The organism is Synechococcus sp. HIMB2401 (genome assembly GCF_042883245.1).
Lineage (GTDB): Bacteria > Cyanobacteriota > Cyanobacteriia > PCC-6307 > Cyanobiaceae > Parasynechococcus.
The window spans coordinates 38,408-54,572 of sequence record NZ_JBDJKK010000005.1; the positions used below are offsets into that span (position 1 = coordinate 38,408).

The following is a 16,165-nucleotide window of genomic DNA, read 5'->3' on the forward strand; positions in this document are numbered from 1 at the left end:
CATCCTCAGGTTTTTCAAATTCTTGATCGGCAATGAGCGAACGCTTCGACACTCTTTTCGCTGGAATGAGTGAAGAGACGGCGATGGAAACGTTGCTCAAGCCGCCCGCCGAGCTCAAGAATCCCGGCCTTAAATATCTCGCCGCAACCCGTCTTGGAGCCTGCCAATCCCCCGAGTCCCTTCAGAGACTCCTGGCCGCTGGAGCCAACGACTCCGACGACCTCTACGAACGCATCACCCGGCGCAAGGCCCTCGAAGCCCTGGGCCGACGCAAAGACGGCTCGGCGCTTCCTGTTCTTCTTGCTGCCCTACAGGCCGATGACGAACCCACGGTCGTCAATGCGGCTGATGCCATCGCCCGGCTGGGTACACCTCTAAATAAGGAGGAGAAAACGGCACTTCTGCAAGCGCTTCAGGGCCCCGACAACCAACGCCGGGCCGTGCTTCAGGCCTTCTGCCGCCTGGGCATGAACGATGCCAGCGGCCAGATTGATCGTTGCCGCAACGACAGCAATCCCCTGGTGGCGGGAGCAGCCCATGCCTATGCCGTTCGGGTTCTGGGCGACCAGCAAGGTCTTCATCCGCTTGTAGAGCAGCTCCGGGATGACAACCCCGGGCGACGACGGGCCGCCGTGATCGATCTGGGAGATGCGGGCCGGATCGAAGCCCTGGCGGCGTTGATCCGTTGCCCGGTCTCGATGCCCCTGCGCGCCAAGAGTGCGTTTCAGATGGCCACCAGCCAAGCGGGCGCCGTTGATCCTGATGCGACAGATCTGTTGAAGGAGCTGCTTGAGGACGATCCAAGGCAGTTGAACCTGGACGGCATCCCCGAAACCGCTGCCGAACCCGAAGCGATCAAGGAGGGACTGCAGCATCGGGACGAAGCCCGCCAGTACGCCGCCGCCAAAGCTCTGATGGCGATGCCCAGAGCCGCGCAACTCGATCAGATCGATGCGTTGCGCTCCAGCCTCGGCAGCGACTACGGCGTTCACTACCTGCTGGCGAGCTGCACCGGACTGCTGGAGCTGCATGAACGCAGCGACCTGGTGCGTGATGCACTGGCGGAAACAGCACCGCAATATGCGAAGTCCCGAATCGCGGGCGCCTGGAGCTGCCTGCGACTACAGCTGCGGGATCAAACATCACTGCTGGAAGAGGTTGGCCGCAGCCATCCCTGGCAGCCGCTGCAGTGGAGCTGCCGCGAAGTGGCACTCCTTCTCTCTTAAATCGAAGCCGCTCCGCACTTTTGTTTTTCTTTCTTTTTTCAGTGCAAATTTGTATTGAGAAGCCTGAAGCAATTGCCCCCATGACTTGGCGGGCGGCGTACGGTCCCGGGGTGATGCATCGCATCTACCCCCCTCTCCTAAGCATTTGATTATGCTCGACGCATTCTCTAGGCAGGCTGTTTCCGCTGATTCCAGCGGCAGCTTCATCGGTGGCGCTCAGCTGAACGACCTCAAGGCATTCATCGCCGAGGGCAACAAGCGTCTGGACGCCGTGAACGCCATCACCGCCAACGCTTCCTGCGTGGTGTCCGACTCCGTTGCAGGCATCTGCTGCGAGAACACCGGCCTGACCGCCCCCAACGGTGGTGTGTACACCAACCGCAAGATGGCTGCTTGCCTGCGTGATGCTGAGATCATCATGCGCTACGTCTCCTACGCCCTGCTGGCTGGTGACGCTTCCGTGCTGCAGGACCGCTGCCTGAACGGTCTGCGCGAGACCTATGCCGCTCTGGGCGTTCCTTCCGGTTCCGCTTCCCGCGCTGTGGCCATCATGAAGGCCTCCGCCTGTGCGCACATCACCAACACCAACAACACCACTGGTGAGAAGCGCAAGATGCCTGTTACTGAAGGCGACTGCAACGCTCTCTCCGCTGAGGCTGCTTCCTACTTCGACATGGTGATCAGCGCCATCAGCTGAACCGCCTGAGATTTTCAAGCACAACCTTCTTTTAAATCAATGAAGTCCGTTCTCACCACCGTCATCGGCGCCGCAGACAGCGGCTCCCGTTTCCCCACCAGCTCCGACCTGGAGTCTGTGCAGGGTTCCCTGCAGCGTGCAGCCGCCCGTCTCGAGGCTGCTGAGAAAATCGCTCAGAACTACGACGCCATCGCTCAGCGTGCTGTCGACGCCGTCTACACCCAGTACCCCAACGGTGCCACCGGCCGTCAGCCCCGCCAGTGCGCCACCGAAGGCAAGGAGAAGTGCAAGCGCGACTTCGTCCACTACCTGCGCCTGATCAACTACTCCCTGGTTGTTGGCGGCACCGGCCCTCTGGACGAACTGGCCATCAACGGTCAGCGTGAGGTCTACAAGGCCCTCAGCATCGACCCCGGCACCTACGTTGCTGGTTTCACCCAAATGCGTAACGACGGCTGCGCTCCTCGCGACCTGAGCCCCCAGGCTCTGACCGAGTACAACGCTGCTCTGGACTACGTGATCAACTCCCTCGCCTGATTCTCAGCCGAGAGATTCGATTCGAACTCCATTGCAGGGGGCGGTTCATCCGCCCCCTTTTTTCATGTTCAACCAGCGGTGGCCTCGCAGGCGGCTCGGGCACGCATCGCCACGAAGGGCTCAGGGTCATCCAGTGCCGACGCCAACTGCGCGGGAGACGCCACCATCGCAGCGGCGTAGCGGGCTTCCCAGAACGGCGTGGCTTGCGGATCAAGCCATGACGCCATTGTTGTGTCTAGATCCTTCACGAGCTTCAAACCGGCCATGGCCAACACAGCAGCCGGCTTGGATTTCATGAATTGCGGCCGGCGTGTGGTGATGGCCTCCGCAAGGATGGATTCGATCAGGCCGAGGGCCTGATCAGGCCAGGGCCCGATCCTTGAAAACAGGCGGATGAAAAAGTAATGCGCCCCATAGTCGTTGTGGGCCTCGGCATGCCATCGCTGCTCCAGAGCCGGCCAGAGCTGCTCCGCTGAATGGTCCTGCAAGGTCTGGAGTGCGAGGTAACTGCGACTGAAATCCGTGCCGAAGAATTCCTGGATCAGGAAATCGGCTGAGGGCGGCTGGTCGTAGGCGTGAACCAGTTCCAAGGCTTCCGGTCGATCGACGATCAAGCCATCAAGCAGCTCGATCAAATCAAGGCCATCGTTCTGCAGCCGGCCCTCAGGCCAGAGCGCACGCAACGCCCGCATCCGAAACACCGGCGAAACAGGTGCGCGCAGGATCTGAGGCAGAAGCTCCGTTGCTCCGGCATTGATCGCATCCTGAATCGCCGACTGGCGATCCATCTGATTGGGCAACAACGTCTGCTCGCCAAGAACAGAGACGTGGTCTCGGCTGCCACCCAGACGGATGCTGGCACTGATGGCCGCACCGCGAACCCCCGGCTGATCAGACGTCTGAAAGCTCGCAATCAACGGCTCCGCTTCGGAGACGTTCAACGCGGCAAGGCTCTGAATCAACACCCGTCGGTTCTGGGCTGGGTCTAACAACAGCTGCTGCAACGCCTTATGAACGGCGGAGTCTTGGCAGTTCAGCTGTTGAAGCGCAAAAGCAGAGTTCTCAACCAGATAGGGGTCGTCGCTGTTGAGGCAGTTGGCGATGGCAGCCGTGGCCTCCTGACAGCCCAGCCGTCCCAGCACTTCCACTGCCTTCCGCCGGGCCAATTTGCGCGGTTGCGCTTGCTCCGCATCCATCACCAAGGCGATCAACGCCGTTTCCGTTTCGCGGCCCGGAAAATTGATCAGATGGGCCGCCGCCATGTAGGGATCACTCTGTGACTCCAGCTCCTCGAGAGGAGTGCTCAGCAGGCGGATCGCATCGCCTTGGGACAGCCCCGGATGGATGTTGTCAAAAGCTCCGGTCAAGGCAGCACGCTCTTGGGGGGGGTTAATTCTGCAGGACCCCACAGAGCGGAAGGCGTGGATCTGCTCTCGTAAGGAAGATTGCGAAAGGCTCGAAAATCCCGGCAGCTGCGGCATCTTCAACGCAGTCACATCGCCTGCCATGGGACCCACCCTCGCCACATCCATTGCTGTACGAACAGGGATTGAGCCCGGTTCGCGCCCTTGGACGGCACGCTCGGTGCGGGTGCCATTTGCACAGCTCTGCCGCAGCATGCAGTCGATACACAACCGTGGCCTTGCGATTGATTCGGTGGCGTTCTCCTACGGCTCCGGTGAAGCCAGCGCACCGGCCCCAGCAGCCGCACCCGTGGCCGCCGTTAAAGAAGAGGCTCCCAAAGCTGCTGCCAAGAAGCCAGCCAGACGCGCCGGACGTCGCAAGCGCGGCTGAAGTCAAGCCGGGCGATCAATCACCTGGAAGATGCCGTCGGCCGGCCGGCCAGCCGTGAGTCCACTCCAATTGATCGCCTGCAGAAACCCGTCTGGATCGCGGGTTTCCACCACGTCCACACCCCAGCCTCCCTGCTGAAGCGGGGCGCCGGGCGTTCCCTCGGAATCCTTACGACCACCAAGCGCCATGACGGCATGGTCGGTGGAATGTCCCTGATCAGCGCGGATCTTGCGCCAGGCCTGACTGATCTCTTCAGCCAACTGTCCTGGAGTCGCCGTGGACTCGAGGCTGATCTTCCAATGCGGGTGGCTGAGCGCTTCCGACGCTGTCACCGAATTGCACTGCTCCGCCAACGCCTTGGCCAGGGCATCAAAGGCGAGAGGAGGCACGGCGGAATCCTGGATCTGCAGGTTGTGGGAAAGGACGAATCGGGTCACAACAAACAGTGCAGTCCGGTGACCTTAGCGATGGGAGAAACGGATAATGAATGGCTGCTTCAGCCTTGCCGTGACCGAATCGATGTCTCCCGTAAGCAGCCCTGAAACGATTCAGCTGAGCGAAGAGGAAGCCGAGCAACTGGCTGAGGAGCTGAAGCAACAACTGCGGCAGGGTGAGCGTCTCGCTGGTGACACCCAGGCGATCGAGCGCATGGTGGCCGGCCTGGGAGACCGGCGTGGACTGCTGCGCCTCACCTTTGCCGAAAGCCTCGGCACCGTTGGTGGTGCTGCCGTTCCAGCCCTTTGCACCGCGATGTGCGACCACGAGAACGTGACGGTACGCCGCGCGGCCGCCAAAACGCTGACGTTGATTTCCGATCAACGCGCCCTTCCATTCCTGCTGAAGGCTCTGCTCAACGATGCCGATCCGGTCGTCCAGGGATCGGCCGTTGGCGCCATGGCCGCCATTGGCCCCGCTGCCGTTGACGGATTGCTCGACATCCTGGTGGACCCTGGCAGCACGCCCATGCAGACGGGCCTGGCCAGCTGGGGCCTGGCCTTCGTGGGGGCACGGGCCCCGGAGGCCTTGCGGAAGGCTGCCCAATCACCCCATGCCCAGATCCGCACGGCAGCCATCGCCGCCCTCGGGGATCAAATCCAGAACCTTGGTGATGAGGATGCGCGTCAACTGCTCACCAATGCCCTGCGGGATGCAGATGAAGACGTGCGTGCTGAAGCTACAACCCTGATGGGCAAGCTCAACGAAAGCGAATGGGCCATCCCACTGCTGCTTCCGAACCTGCGGGACGAAGCGGCACTGGTTCGCAAAAATGCTGCCTTGGCGCTGATGAAACTGGAGGAACCTTCCGTGATCGGGCAACTCCAGCAGTGCATGGAGACGGAGAGCGACCCGTCAGTTGCCGTGGTGCTGAAACTTGTTGTGAATCAGCTCAGCAGAGACGACTGAACACAGTTGCACGCATCGTTCACGTAGTGTCACATCCGTGGTGTTCGCGTCGAGCACTGCATGCGCAACTACGGGACGAAGGCTGAGGGGCCTTCGTCCCGTATTTTTTGCTTATCGACTGCTCTCCAGACGGCCGAGGGAGGCTTCCACCATCTGCCGGCACAGCGGATCGGTGGATGGATGAGCCAGCACCTCTCTGAGACAGGCTTCCGCACTGGGATCAGGAATTTCAGCCAACGCCATGGCAGCTGACTGCACATGGGCGATGTTGTCTCCCTTGCAGATCTGAATCAGCAACGGAAGCGCTTGAACACCCACCTGGCCAAGGGCCATCACCGCGGACTGCGACACCACGGGGGAGTCGTCCGACAGTGCCTTCTCCAGCACAGCCATCGCGGCAGGAGAGAAGGTCTGATCCGGGTAGTTGGATGCAATCTGGGCGTAGGCCTTCACGCAGCTGGCGCGCACCGTGCCATCCGTACTGGCTTCAAACAGCTCCGCCAGGGGTTGCAGTGCTGTCGCACCAAAAGCTCCGAGCCCTCGCACAGCAGCGCGACGCAAGGACACATCGGGTTGATCCAACAGCGAGATCAGGCGTGGCATCGACTCGTTTGGCCAATGGTCAACCATCGCCAAATAGGCCTGGGTCTGCAGATGGGGGTTGGGATGGGCCAGATCCGCAAACAACGCATCCAGATCCGGACGTTCAACCTGCGACTGCGAAGTCATCAGAACTTAAAAACTGCAAAGCCCCCTGAACAGCAGGGTTCTTTGCAGCCTAAGTGGAGCAGTGCTGCCAATGAACATCATTCAAGTTGAACGACATCCGTCGACATGAGCATAAAAAAAGGAGGCCTTTCGGCCTCCTGATTCCTATGAATGAGTGACGCGAAGCAGATGCTCAGGAAAGAGCGTTGATCACGTAGTCCAGGTAGGACTTGAACTCGTTCAGAGCCTGGGGGCTCATGTCGCGAGGAGCGCAAGCGCGATCGCGGGTGTAGGTGAGAGCTTCGACGTAAGGACCGGTGGGCAGACCCAGGGTGCGGTACACCTCACGAGCGCCGGCGATGCCCCACTCGTCCAGAGGGCCGGTTCCGCCGACAACCAGGCAGTAGTTGATCAGGCGCAGGTAGTGGCCCAGATCGCGGTAGCACTTGTCCACCTTGGTCTGGTTCTCACCAGCCTCACCGGGCTGCTTGAGGTAGGGGTACTTGTTGAAGCAGGCATCGCCGGCTTCCTTGGTGACGGCGTCGAGGCCAGCAGCCAGCTTTTCAGCGGCTTCGAGGCGAGCGGCGGCGCGTTGGATGTTGCCCTGGACGGCCTCGAGGTCGTTCTGGGAGGGGAAGCGACCGGCTGCGTCAGCAGCGGTCACAACGGTGGTGACGACGGATTTCATCGTGGAGATCCTTTAGATGGAGGTTGGTGTTGAGGAAATGGGAAAACCCGATTGACTCAGGCGACGGCGCTGATCACGCGATCGAAGTAAGAGGCAGCCTCAGCAACAAGAGCGGAGCAATCGCCTTGGATGGTCTCCATCTTGCGGAACTTGGTGCCGCCGTTAGCCGGGGTGTTGGTCTCGCCGATGTGGGCGGTGGCGGAGGCCTTCATGATGGCCACAGCGCGGGCAGCGGACTGGGTAGGAACACCCAGAGCGATGTAGGTCTCCTTGAGGCCGTTCAGGCAGCGGTCATCCAGCACGGATGCATCGCCAGCCAGCAGGGCGTAGGAGATGTAACGAAGAACGATTTCACCGTCACGCAGGCAAGCAGCCATGCGGCGGTTGGGGTAGCAGTTACCACCTGCCTGGATCAGGCCGGTGTTCTCGCAGATCATGCCGGTGACTGCATCGGACACGATGCAGGAGGCATTGGAGGTGATGGCGTTGACAGCGTCCAGACGCTTGTTGCCTTCAGCAACGTACTGACGGAGAGCGGCGATATCGCCAGCACCCACAGCAGCAGTTTTGGCGTCAGCGCTGACGACGGAACGGGAGAATGCGTCGAGCATTGGAAAGCCAGACAAGGGGGAGGGAATGCTTCTCGACTACCAGGTGTGAAACGACGGCGCCTTCCTCAAAAAGAGAATCGAGCTGAACGTTTCAGGCTTGGCCTGCGAAGCGCCCTAAAAAAGTAACTGGGTCAACGGGCTACCCCTGCGAAAGGGGGGTGTTCACGCAACGGTTCGTCACTTAGCCGACAAATATTGCGAGTTGATGCAGAACTCTCCAGCGGCGATAGGGCCATCTGCCGAGCAATCAGAGCGCTTTTCCAGCTTGGATTCAGGTTTTTCGACCCACATCTATTAATAAGTAGGTCGCCGTAGAGGCATCACCGGCAGATCCCTGATGCGGCTTACCCTCGTGCCACCGCAGAGCACCGATGGCCGAACCCACGCTGCAAGAACTGAACGATTCGATTGCCGAGCTCGAGGCGTACCGCAACCGCCTGCGCGAGGACGTGATCGCCATGGGAAAAAAGCTGAAGCTGCCGCAGAAGCGAATCGACGCAACTGTTGCTGAGCATGCGGAACTGCAACGCCTCGAAGAGGTGCTGGAGCAGCTGCTCAAGCAGCAAGAGATCATGACCAACGCCTGAGCGATGACGTCATTTGTCCCGCCAATGACCATGGCGGACTTCCTCCAGGCCAGCCGGGGCACCTGGTTGAACCGCCGCTCAATTCATCACCTCGACCATCAGGACGATGAAGCGGCTGATTCCAATCTGGTGATCGAGCCATTCGATGCTTCCGACCCCGTTGTGCAGAGGGTTTGTGACGAACTGCAGGTGGCGACAGACCGCGCCGCCGGTGGAGGCCGCTTCTGGTGGGAAAGCAACCTCAAAAAGGCGGTTCGAAACGATGACTACGCCGCCGTCATTGTCGATGTGCCTGAACAGGGCAACCTCCGTAAGGGCTTTTTGCTTCGAGACGTCGGTTACGTCGAGAAAAAATCGGTGGTGAGCACCTACACCTTCGCCGATGACGGCGTTCTCACCATCACAACCCGATACGACACGAACGTGGGAACAGAGCGTTGCTGGTTCGTGACCGATCAGGTGCGCATGCGCGTGAGTTCCGTGCAGTGCCTCGATGGCGTGTCGATGACGACGTACTGCACCGAACTGCGCTGCCCCAGCGACGACGACATCAAGGCCATGGCCGACAAGGCCCGCCAGGTCGCTGACTCACCCGTGCTGGAGACCACACACTGATGTTCGATTCCTTTCTCAAGCAACTGCATCAGGGCATTCAGGAGCGGGGGGGGCAACCCGCTGCTGTACCCGAGGGATTGCAACACTGCCAATCCAGCAAAAGTGGCGGCAAGATCGAAAGCTGGCTCTGGAGTGTTCCAGGCTTCCGCCGTTGGCGCGTCACCAGGCTCGATGCCGGCGACAGTCTGCAGGTTCTCAATTCAGTGGCCTATCCCGAGCACGGCCTGGACCACCCGCTGATGGGGGTGGACCTGCTCTGGTTCGGCGCCCGTCAGAAATTGGTGGCCGTTCTCGACTTTCAGCCGCTGATTCAGGACAAGGAGTACCTGGAGCGCCACTTCACAGGCCTCAGGGCGCTGCACGAGCAGTATCCCGAGCTGAACGGTGAGGAAACCATGCGCTCCTTCGATCCCAACCAATACTTCTCTCCTTGGTTACTGTTCTGCCGCGGCGGTGCCGAGGAAGCGGAGGGATCGCTTCCCCAAGCTTTCGATGCCTTTCTCTCGGCTTATTGGTCGATGCATGACCAGGCCAAGGGGCAGTCAGCATTGGCGGCATCCGAGGTGGAACGACTCCAGAACGCCTACGACGTTTACAGCGCTGAACGCGATCCAGCCCACGGCTTGTTTACCAGTCACTTCGGCAAGGACTGGTCCGACCGATTCCTGCACGAATTCCTCTTCCCCGCCAGTCAGCCCGCATGAGCCTTCCCCTCCGCACGTCGAGTCTTGAACCCGTCCAGATCCCTGGATGGCGCTGGCAGCCTTTTCTCGACACCGCCGTCGCCGCTCTGGCCCCTCTGCAGCCGAAGCCTTATCCGGTGGCAGAACGATTCCTGCAGAAAGAGGGGAGCACGGGATCCAAGGCGAAACCCGTTCCCGTCAGCACGGCCACCTGGGCCTGCTCAACCGAAAAGCTGCGCCAGGTGCGCTGTGCCTGTGTTGAAGCCGGTGCCGCTGCATCGGTGCTCAATTTCGTGATCAACCCCAGCAGCCGTTTTGATCTTCCGTTCTTCGGAGCCGATCTGGTGACGCTGCCCAACGGGCACTTGCTTGCTCTTGACCTGCAACCTGTGGACAAGACAGATCCCGATCACACGGGACCTGTTTGGCAGCGACTGATGCCCCTGTTCGAGCGCTGGCGCGCCGAACTGCCCGACGGGGGCCCCATCCCTGACGAGGCACAGCCGTATTTCTCACCTGCCTTTCTCTGGACTCGGATCCCGCTGGGGGAAGAAGGTGATGCGCTAATTGACCGCGTGATCCGTCCGGCCTTTGCGGACTACCTCCAGCTCTATCTGGCGTTAGTGGAGGAGGCACAGGCCGTGGACGATGAGCGTGCGGCACTCCTGCTCTCAGGCCAGAAGCGCTACACGGCCTATCGCGCTGAGAAAGATCCAGCCCGCGGCATGTTGACCCGCTTCTACGGCAGCGAATGGACGGAGTCGTACATCCACGGCGTGCTGTTTGACCTCGAAGAAGCCGCCGCCACTTCCTTGTCGCCGCAAGGGAGTTAAGCATTATGAACAGCTTTCGGGAGGCTCCCGAGCAGTTGGTCAGAATCGCGGACGTCGGGATCGAGGCAATAGCCTTCTGCCATCCCCCCAAGTCTGAAATTCCCTTCCAGACGTAGTTCACAGGAACAACAACCATGTTCGACGCCTTCACCAAGGTTGTCGCCCAGGCCGACGCCCGGGGACAATTCATCAGCACCAGCGAGATCGACGCCCTCGCTGCCATGGTTTCCGACAGCAACAAGCGTCTGGATGCCGTTAACCGCATCTCCAGCAACGCTTCCACCATCGTTGCTTCCGCTGCCCGCCAGCTGTTCGCTCAGCAGCCTGCTCTGATCGCCCCAGGCGGCAACGCTTACACCTCCCGCCGCATGGCTGCTTGCTTGCGCGACATGGAGATCATCCTTCGCTATGTCACCTACTCCGCTTTCACCGGCGACGCTTCCGTGATGGAAGACCGCTGCCTGAACGGCCTGCGTGAGACCTACCTGGCCCTCGGCACCCCCGGTGCTTCTGTCGCCGCCGGCGTGAACCTGATGAAGGACGCCGCTTTGGCCATCGTCAACGACAAAGCTGGCATCGCCGCTGGTGACTGCGCCTCCCTGAGCAGCGAAATCGGCACCTACTTCGACCGCGCCGCCGCCTCCGTCGCCTGATCGGCGCCTGGATTCGACGTCTTTCATTCACATAACGATCAATGAAAACTCCCCTCACCGAAGCTGTTGCAGCAGCTGATTCCCAGGGCCGCTTCCTGAGCAACACCGAGGTTCAGGCTGCCTCCGGTCGCTTCAACCGTGCCAAGGCCAGCCTCGAGGCTGCCAAGGCTCTCACCAGCAAGGCTGACTCCCTGGTGAACGGTGCTGCCCAGGCCGTTTACACCAAGTTCCCCTACACCACCCAGATGGAGGGGTCCAACTACTCCGCCACTGCGGAAGGCAAAGCCAAGTGCTCCCGTGACGTGGGCTACTACCTGCGCATGATCACCTACTGCCTCGTGGCAGGTGGCACCGGCCCCATGGACGACTACCTGATCGCTGGTCTCGACGAGATCAACCGCACCTTCGAGCTCTCCCCCTCCTGGTACGTAGAAGCTCTGAAGCACATCAAGGCCAACCACGGCCTCAGCGGCGACGCTGCTACCGAAGCCAACAGCTACATCGATTACGCCATCAACGCCCTGATCTGATCAGCTGACGTTGCATTCCAAGCCCCCCTCGGGGGGCTTTTTTTATTGTTCTTTTTCGGCCCCATCAGAGCGCTGTGATCACCCCCAACGTTCGGCGTTTTCTCAACCTGCTCTGCGGCGAATACAGCAACCAGCAGCAAGCCTTCGACAATCCACCCCTCTATGCCCACATTTTTCTGAGGTATCGCCCGCTCATACAGCTCCATCCAGGATCGATCCTGCTCGAACAGACCTATGCCGTTGATCCCAAGCATCCCTATCGGTTGCGCATGATCCGCGCTGAAGAGCAGGCCTCCGGCGCCATCAAGCTCTGGAATCACATCTTCCGCGATCCGGAACGCTTCGCCGGAGCCACGTTTGATCCGCAACTGCGCCTTGCCATTCAGGACAGCGACCTGATCAGCCTGGATCAGTGCCACTACCAAGTGCTCGAACAGCCAGACGGGTACCACGGCGCCATGGAACCAGGCTGCAAATGCATCGTGCAACGGAATGGCAGGGACACCGTTCTGGTGAGCAGCTTTCATTTGCAGGGAGACTCTCTTGCGACCCTCGATCGCGGTCATGACCCGGAAACCAATGAGCGTTGCTGGGGCTCGGTGGCGGGACCGTTCCGGTTCAAACGAACTGAAAGCTGGACAGCCGACATGGCATCGGCCTGGGTGTGATGGAACCACTGAGTGAAACGCAGGTGATCAAAAACCTCCGCCAGACGGAGGACCCTTCGGCGCAGTACTACGCCGCCTGGTGGCTCGGAAAAATGCGCAGCCAGCATCCCGATGCCATCCCTCTTCTGCTCAGGGCTCTTGAAGCACTGGATGCCACGCCGATTGATCCAGAGCAGCGCGGTGTCGCTCTCAACGCAATCCGTGCTCTCGGTCTGCTCAAGGACATGAGAGCAGAACAACCTCTTCTGGCGCTGCTGCACTCCAACGACTACACCGTGCGAGAGGAGGTGGTCCGCACGCTTGGTGCCATGGGCAGCTGTGGGGCTGTTGAGGGCATCCGCGCCTTGCTGGCCAGTGGATTGGAGGGAGCAGGAGCTGAGCAACCCTCATCCCCCTTGCTCAACGAACCCTGTGAAGCACTGCTGGAAGCCCTGGGTGACATCGGTGATGGCAGCAGCAGCAATCTCGCCGTGATTCACCCGTTCACGGAGCACCCTCGGCCCTTGATCCGTTCAGCGGCCTGCCGAGCATTGCTGCAGCTGACCGGACTTGATCAATGGGGGATGGAACTGAAAAAGCTGCTGAACCATCCAGAACCCCTGGTGCGCCGTGGCGCGCTGCTCGACCTTGGCGCCACCGGCTGGCTCGCCGCCGTGCCCTCGATCCGCTCGGCTGCAGTGGAACCCAGCCTCAAGCTGGTTGCACTCCGAGAGGTGGCGGAACGCAACGACGACCCCGATGACGTTCTCGACGCAATGGACAGACTGCTCTGATGACCACAACAGCATTGGACCAAGCTCTTCAGACGCTCGAGCGGGCCACCAGCACCCCTGAGCTGGTCAAAGCAACGCAAGCCCTTTGTGCACTGAACGACCTTGAGGCCGCCAAACCGCTCATCAAGGTGCTGGGGTTCAACAATCCAGCGGTGGCAGCCGTAGCAACACAGGGGCTGATTCAACTGGGACGGGACATCATTCCCATCCTTCTGGTGAGCCTGGATGCCCGCAATTACGGCGCACGGGCCTGGGTAGTGAAGGTGATTGCCGCTCTGCGGGATCCACGGGGTCTTGACCTCCTGGAGCATGCCCTTCAGGCCGACATCGCTCCGAGCGTGCGGCGCTCCGCAACCCGTGGCCTGGCGGACTTGGAGTTCAGTGAAGACGCAGCGCACGATCAGCTTGTGCGCAGTTTCGAGGGACTGCTCAAAGCCGTGCGAGACGACGAGTGGGTGGTGCGTTACGCAGCGGCCTACGGACTCGAGCAACGCTTGAACAGCGCAGCTGTGTCAGCGCACCTCGCCGAACAGGGCCGGGCCGCACTGAACCAGCTCGCATCCGATGCGGAAGGTGTCAGTGTGGTGCAGCTGCGGGCTCTGAAAGCCCTCCAACGCCTCAATGCCGGATGACCCAGAAACTGTTGTTCGTCTGCCTCGGCAACATCTGCCGCTCACCAGCAGCCGAAGGCGTCTTCCTGCATCTGCTTGAAAAGCGTGGCCTCAGTGATCAGTTCGTGGTGGATTCCGCCGGAACGGGCGGATGGCATGTGGGCAACCCGGCAGACCGACGCATGCAGGCCGCCGCCAACCGCCGCGGCATCAACCTCCCCAGCCGAGCAAGGCAGATCAGCCTCGACGATTTTTCGAGTTTCGATCTGGTGCTGACCATGGACGACGACAATCTCGCGGCCGTCCAGGGACTGGCTCGCGAAGCCGGGCCCCGATCAACGGCCAGCATCAAGCCCATGCTCAGCTACGCCGGCCGGTTCTCTGAAACGGAAGTGCCCGATCCCTATTACGGGGGCGAGGCGGGCTTCGAGCATGTGCTCGACCTGCTCGAGGATGCCTGCGCCAACCTGCTCGACGAGCTCAGCCAGCCGGCGTAGGCCAGGCTTCTTCAGCCACCCGAGACCGGAACTGCCCCACCAGGGCATCGATCACAGCCTCGATGCTCATGCCATCGGTCACGAGCTCAACGGCATCGTCCGCCTGCACCAGAGGAGCCTCCTCACGGGTGCTGTCGAGGTGATCCCGTTCAGCGATCTGTGCTTCAAGCTCAGATCGCTCAGGCACCGGGAAGCCCCGCTGCTCCAGATCCAGAGCCCGGCGCCGGGCCCGTTCGCCCACCGTGGCCGTGAGGAACACCTTCAGATCCGCATCCGGGAAAACAGCGGTGCCGATGTCGCGGCCTTCTGCCACCAAGCCACCCTTCGCACCCATCGCTTTCTGTTGAGCGGTCAGCGCTTGCCTGACGCAACGGTGGGCGGCCACTGCCGAAACCGACGCGGTGACCTCCGGCGAGCGAATCGCGTCACTCACGTCCTGCCCATTCACCAACACCTGCTGGCCACCACCGGGCAGCGACCGCAGCTGAAGGTCGAGGTCGTTCAACAGCGGTGCAATCGACGCCGCATCCTGGGGGTCCACACCGTTCTGTTGCACCAACCAGGTCACCGACCGATACATCGCACCGGTGTCGAGGTAAACCAGCCCCATCCGCTCAGCAAAGGCCCGAGTCACGGTGCTTTTGCCAGCACCGGCAGGGCCATCGATGGCAACAAGAGGCTGGCGGGTCATCAGGAAGACGTGATCAATCAAACGGGTCGTCCCGCAACGCACCGCCGCGGCCAACAGTGAGATGGCCGTTTCAGAGCCACAGGGCTGAAGGGTGCGGGGATCGACCCTCTCTACATACTCCACTCCAAGCCCTGCTTCAGCGAGGCTCTGCCGAACCGAATTCTCAGGATCACTGGGATCGGCACGACGCAGTGCCGCCGGCAGAGCAGCGGCTCGAGCCCGATCAGCAGAGGAGAGGTATTGGTTGCGGGAACTCAACGCCAGACCATCGGATTCACGAACGGTGGGAACGCCCTGCACTGCCACGCCCAGATCAAGATCGGCCACGAGCCGGCGCAGGATCACCAGCTGCTGCCAGTCCTTCTCACCCAGCCAAAGGCAGGACGGCTCCACCAGCTGCAGCAGTCGCGCCACGACCGTGACCACCCCATCAAAGTGACCAGGACGGGAGGATCCACACAGATGGGTCTGCAGGTCAGCCGGTGCTGAACGCGACACCGCTGACTGGAGGCCACTTGGATAAATGGCGACGACACTCGGGGCCCAAAGGGCATGGGCGCCACAACGTTCGGCTAAATCGCGATCCGCTTCGAGGGTTCGCGGGTAGCGATCAAAGTCTTCAGCTGGCCCGAATTGGAGTGGATTAACGAACACACTCACGAGCACAGGACCCCGTGCCGCAGCGAGGCGGATCAGCTCACCATGACCCTGGTGCAACCCCCCCATGGTGGGCACGAATTGCAGAGGTCCACCGAGGTTGCCCCGGAAGCGTTCCAGCTCGACCTGGGTGGAGAGAACGACGCAGCTCAGCGGAGCACCTCAAGCTTGACCTGGGCAATTCCAGAGGCAGTCAGTCCCAGGTCAGAGGCGGCGCCGTGGCCCAGGTCGATCACCCGGTGATCAATGAAAGGTCCGCGATCGTTGATGCGGATCACGGCCGTGCGCCCGTTCCAGAGGTTGGTGACGCGCACTTTTGTTCCAAAGGGAAGCGTGCGGTGGGCCGCCGTCATCGTGCCGCGCTTGTAAACCTCACCGTTGGCCGTGAGGTTGCCGTAAAAACCGGGGCCGTACCAACTGGCCTCACCAGTGATGACCTTCACCACCTCGGACACGACCTTCAGCTTCGGCTTGGGGAGCTCAGGGGAAGGAGGTGCAAGAACCGGTTTGACCTCTGCTGGAGAAAGCGTTGCCTGCAGCGCAGAGGCCTGGGGCTCGACCAGCAGATCCAGAGGGTCAAGGTGCTCTGCACCGTTGAGCGAAAGGAAATCACTGGCCACGACCGGCAGGAGGGCCGCACTGCCTGAGATCGCTCCGGAGAGCGTGGCCAACGTCAGGAGGACTCGCATGCAGAACGGCGTG

Annotated in this window: 22 protein-coding genes; 15 read left to right on the forward strand and 7 right to left on the reverse strand. The window is 61.1% G+C overall.

From position 1 onward, the window contains the following. Positions 1–32: 32 nt before the first annotated feature. The 3 genes from AAXE93_RS10980 to mpeA all read left to right on the forward strand — a co-directional run bounded on the left by AAXE93_RS10980 (position 33) and on the right by mpeA (position 2,460). Positions 33–1,226, forward strand: a complete 1,194-nt coding sequence (locus AAXE93_RS10980) for a HEAT repeat domain-containing protein (protein WP_390130744.1) — start codon at positions 33–35, stop codon at positions 1,224–1,226. A gap of 151 nt (positions 1,227–1,377) precedes the next feature. Next, positions 1,378–1,923: a bleomycin hydrolase gene (locus AAXE93_RS10985; RefSeq protein ID WP_114987359.1), complete on the forward strand. Its 546-nt coding sequence runs from the start codon at positions 1,378–1,380 to the stop codon at positions 1,921–1,923. Between the two features lie 39 nt (positions 1,924–1,962). Then, positions 1,963–2,460, forward strand: a complete 498-nt coding sequence (gene mpeA / locus AAXE93_RS10990; protein WP_043695066.1) for a class 2 C-phycoerythrin subunit alpha — start codon at positions 1,963–1,965, stop codon at positions 2,458–2,460. A gap of 68 nt (positions 2,461–2,528) precedes the next feature. Here mpeA and AAXE93_RS10995 read toward each other — a convergent pair whose 3' ends face one another. Further along, a complete protein-coding gene (locus tag AAXE93_RS10995) occupies positions 2,529–3,827 on the reverse strand; it encodes a HEAT repeat domain-containing protein (RefSeq protein ID WP_390130747.1) in 1,299 nt (432 codons plus the stop codon). 139 nt (positions 3,828–3,966) lie between these two features. On the opposite strand from AAXE93_RS10995, the gene AAXE93_RS11000 reads away from it, so the two are divergent. Further along, a complete protein-coding gene (locus AAXE93_RS11000; protein WP_390130749.1) occupies positions 3,967–4,254 on the forward strand; it encodes a hypothetical protein in 288 nt (95 codons plus the stop codon). A 2-nt stretch (positions 4,255–4,256) separates the two neighbouring features. On the opposite strand, the gene AAXE93_RS11005 is transcribed toward AAXE93_RS11000, so the two are convergent. After that, positions 4,257–4,691: a DUF2656 family protein gene (locus AAXE93_RS11005; protein ID WP_390130751.1), complete on the reverse strand. Its 435-nt coding sequence runs from the start codon at positions 4,689–4,691 to the stop codon at positions 4,257–4,259. A gap of 82 nt (positions 4,692–4,773) precedes the next feature. Here AAXE93_RS11005 and AAXE93_RS11010 point away from each other — a divergent pair, with 82 nt between their 5' ends. Next, a complete protein-coding gene (locus tag AAXE93_RS11010) occupies positions 4,774–5,658 on the forward strand; it encodes a HEAT repeat domain-containing protein (RefSeq protein WP_390130923.1) in 885 nt (294 codons plus the stop codon). A 111-nt stretch (positions 5,659–5,769) separates the two neighbouring features. Here the strand turns inward: AAXE93_RS11010 and AAXE93_RS11015 are convergent, their stop codons facing one another. From AAXE93_RS11015 to cpeB, 3 genes are all read right to left on the reverse strand, one after another. Further along, positions 5,770–6,387 (reverse strand): HEAT repeat domain-containing protein, encoded by a 618-nt coding sequence (locus AAXE93_RS11015; protein WP_390130753.1) that lies wholly within the window; start codon positions 6,385–6,387, stop codon positions 5,770–5,772. Positions 6,388–6,559: 172 nt separating this feature from the next. Next, on the reverse strand, positions 6,560–7,054 hold the full coding sequence (gene cpeA / locus AAXE93_RS11020; RefSeq protein WP_011932400.1) for a class 1 C-phycoerythrin subunit alpha: 495 nt from the start codon (positions 7,052–7,054) through the stop codon (positions 6,560–6,562). 56 nt (positions 7,055–7,110) lie between these two features. After that, entirely contained in the window at positions 7,111–7,665 is a 555-nt protein-coding gene (cpeB, locus tag AAXE93_RS11025) for a class 1 C-phycoerythrin subunit beta (protein ID WP_115160586.1), read from the reverse strand. Positions 7,666–8,036: 371 nt separating this feature from the next. Here cpeB and AAXE93_RS11030 point away from each other — a divergent pair, with 371 nt between their 5' ends. From AAXE93_RS11030 to AAXE93_RS11075, 10 genes are all read left to right on the forward strand, one after another. Then, a complete protein-coding gene (locus AAXE93_RS11030) occupies positions 8,037–8,252 on the forward strand; it encodes a hypothetical protein (protein WP_114987342.1) in 216 nt (71 codons plus the stop codon). 3 nt (positions 8,253–8,255) lie between these two features. Beyond that, on the forward strand, positions 8,256–8,867 hold the full coding sequence (locus AAXE93_RS11035) for a phycobiliprotein lyase (protein ID WP_390130757.1): 612 nt from the start codon (positions 8,256–8,258) through the stop codon (positions 8,865–8,867). Continuing rightward, positions 8,867–9,571, forward strand: a complete 705-nt coding sequence (locus tag AAXE93_RS11040) for a 15,16-dihydrobiliverdin:ferredoxin oxidoreductase (RefSeq protein ID WP_390130759.1) — start codon at positions 8,867–8,869, stop codon at positions 9,569–9,571. Before AAXE93_RS11035 ends, AAXE93_RS11040 begins: the two co-directional genes overlap by 1 nt. Continuing rightward, positions 9,568–10,383: a phycoerythrobilin:ferredoxin oxidoreductase gene (locus tag AAXE93_RS11045; RefSeq protein WP_390130761.1), complete on the forward strand. Its 816-nt coding sequence runs from the start codon at positions 9,568–9,570 to the stop codon at positions 10,381–10,383. Before AAXE93_RS11040 ends, AAXE93_RS11045 begins: the two co-directional genes overlap by 4 nt. Before the next feature lie 134 nt (positions 10,384–10,517). After that, positions 10,518–11,036 (forward strand): phycocyanin subunit beta, encoded by a 519-nt coding sequence (locus AAXE93_RS11050; protein WP_114987333.1) that lies wholly within the window; start codon positions 10,518–10,520, stop codon positions 11,034–11,036. A gap of 41 nt (positions 11,037–11,077) precedes the next feature. Beyond that, complete coding sequence (gene cpcA, locus AAXE93_RS11055) at positions 11,078–11,566, forward strand: phycocyanin subunit alpha (RefSeq protein WP_115010503.1); 489 nt, start codon at positions 11,078–11,080, stop codon at positions 11,564–11,566. 74 nt (positions 11,567–11,640) lie between these two features. Next, positions 11,641–12,234 carry a chromophore lyase CpcT/CpeT gene (locus AAXE93_RS11060; protein ID WP_390130764.1) on the forward strand — a complete coding sequence of 198 codons (594 nt, stop codon included), beginning with the start codon at positions 11,641–11,643 and terminating at the stop codon, positions 12,232–12,234. Beyond that, positions 12,234–13,007 (forward strand): HEAT repeat domain-containing protein, encoded by a 774-nt coding sequence (locus AAXE93_RS11065; protein ID WP_390130766.1) that lies wholly within the window; start codon positions 12,234–12,236, stop codon positions 13,005–13,007. The genes AAXE93_RS11060 and AAXE93_RS11065 overlap by 1 nt, the downstream gene beginning before the upstream one ends. Next, positions 13,007–13,639: a HEAT repeat domain-containing protein gene (locus AAXE93_RS11070; protein WP_390130768.1), complete on the forward strand. Its 633-nt coding sequence runs from the start codon at positions 13,007–13,009 to the stop codon at positions 13,637–13,639. The genes AAXE93_RS11065 and AAXE93_RS11070 overlap by 1 nt, the downstream gene beginning before the upstream one ends. Next, positions 13,636–14,115 (forward strand): low molecular weight protein-tyrosine-phosphatase, encoded by a 480-nt coding sequence (locus AAXE93_RS11075; RefSeq protein ID WP_390130770.1) that lies wholly within the window; start codon positions 13,636–13,638, stop codon positions 14,113–14,115. The genes AAXE93_RS11070 and AAXE93_RS11075 overlap by 4 nt, the downstream gene beginning before the upstream one ends. Here AAXE93_RS11075 and AAXE93_RS11080 read toward each other — a convergent pair. Together AAXE93_RS11080 and AAXE93_RS11085 are read right to left on the reverse strand one after the other, a co-directional pair. Next, positions 14,099–15,616 carry a bifunctional pantoate--beta-alanine ligase/(d)CMP kinase gene (locus AAXE93_RS11080; protein WP_390130925.1) on the reverse strand — a complete coding sequence of 506 codons (1,518 nt, stop codon included), beginning with the start codon at positions 15,614–15,616 and terminating at the stop codon, positions 14,099–14,101. The two genes, AAXE93_RS11075 and AAXE93_RS11080, sit on opposite strands and share 17 nt — an antisense overlap. Next, positions 15,613–16,152 (reverse strand): septal ring lytic transglycosylase RlpA family protein, encoded by a 540-nt coding sequence (locus AAXE93_RS11085; protein WP_390130772.1) that lies wholly within the window; start codon positions 16,150–16,152, stop codon positions 15,613–15,615. Before AAXE93_RS11085 ends, AAXE93_RS11080 begins: the two co-directional genes overlap by 4 nt. Positions 16,153–16,165 lie beyond the last annotated feature (13 nt).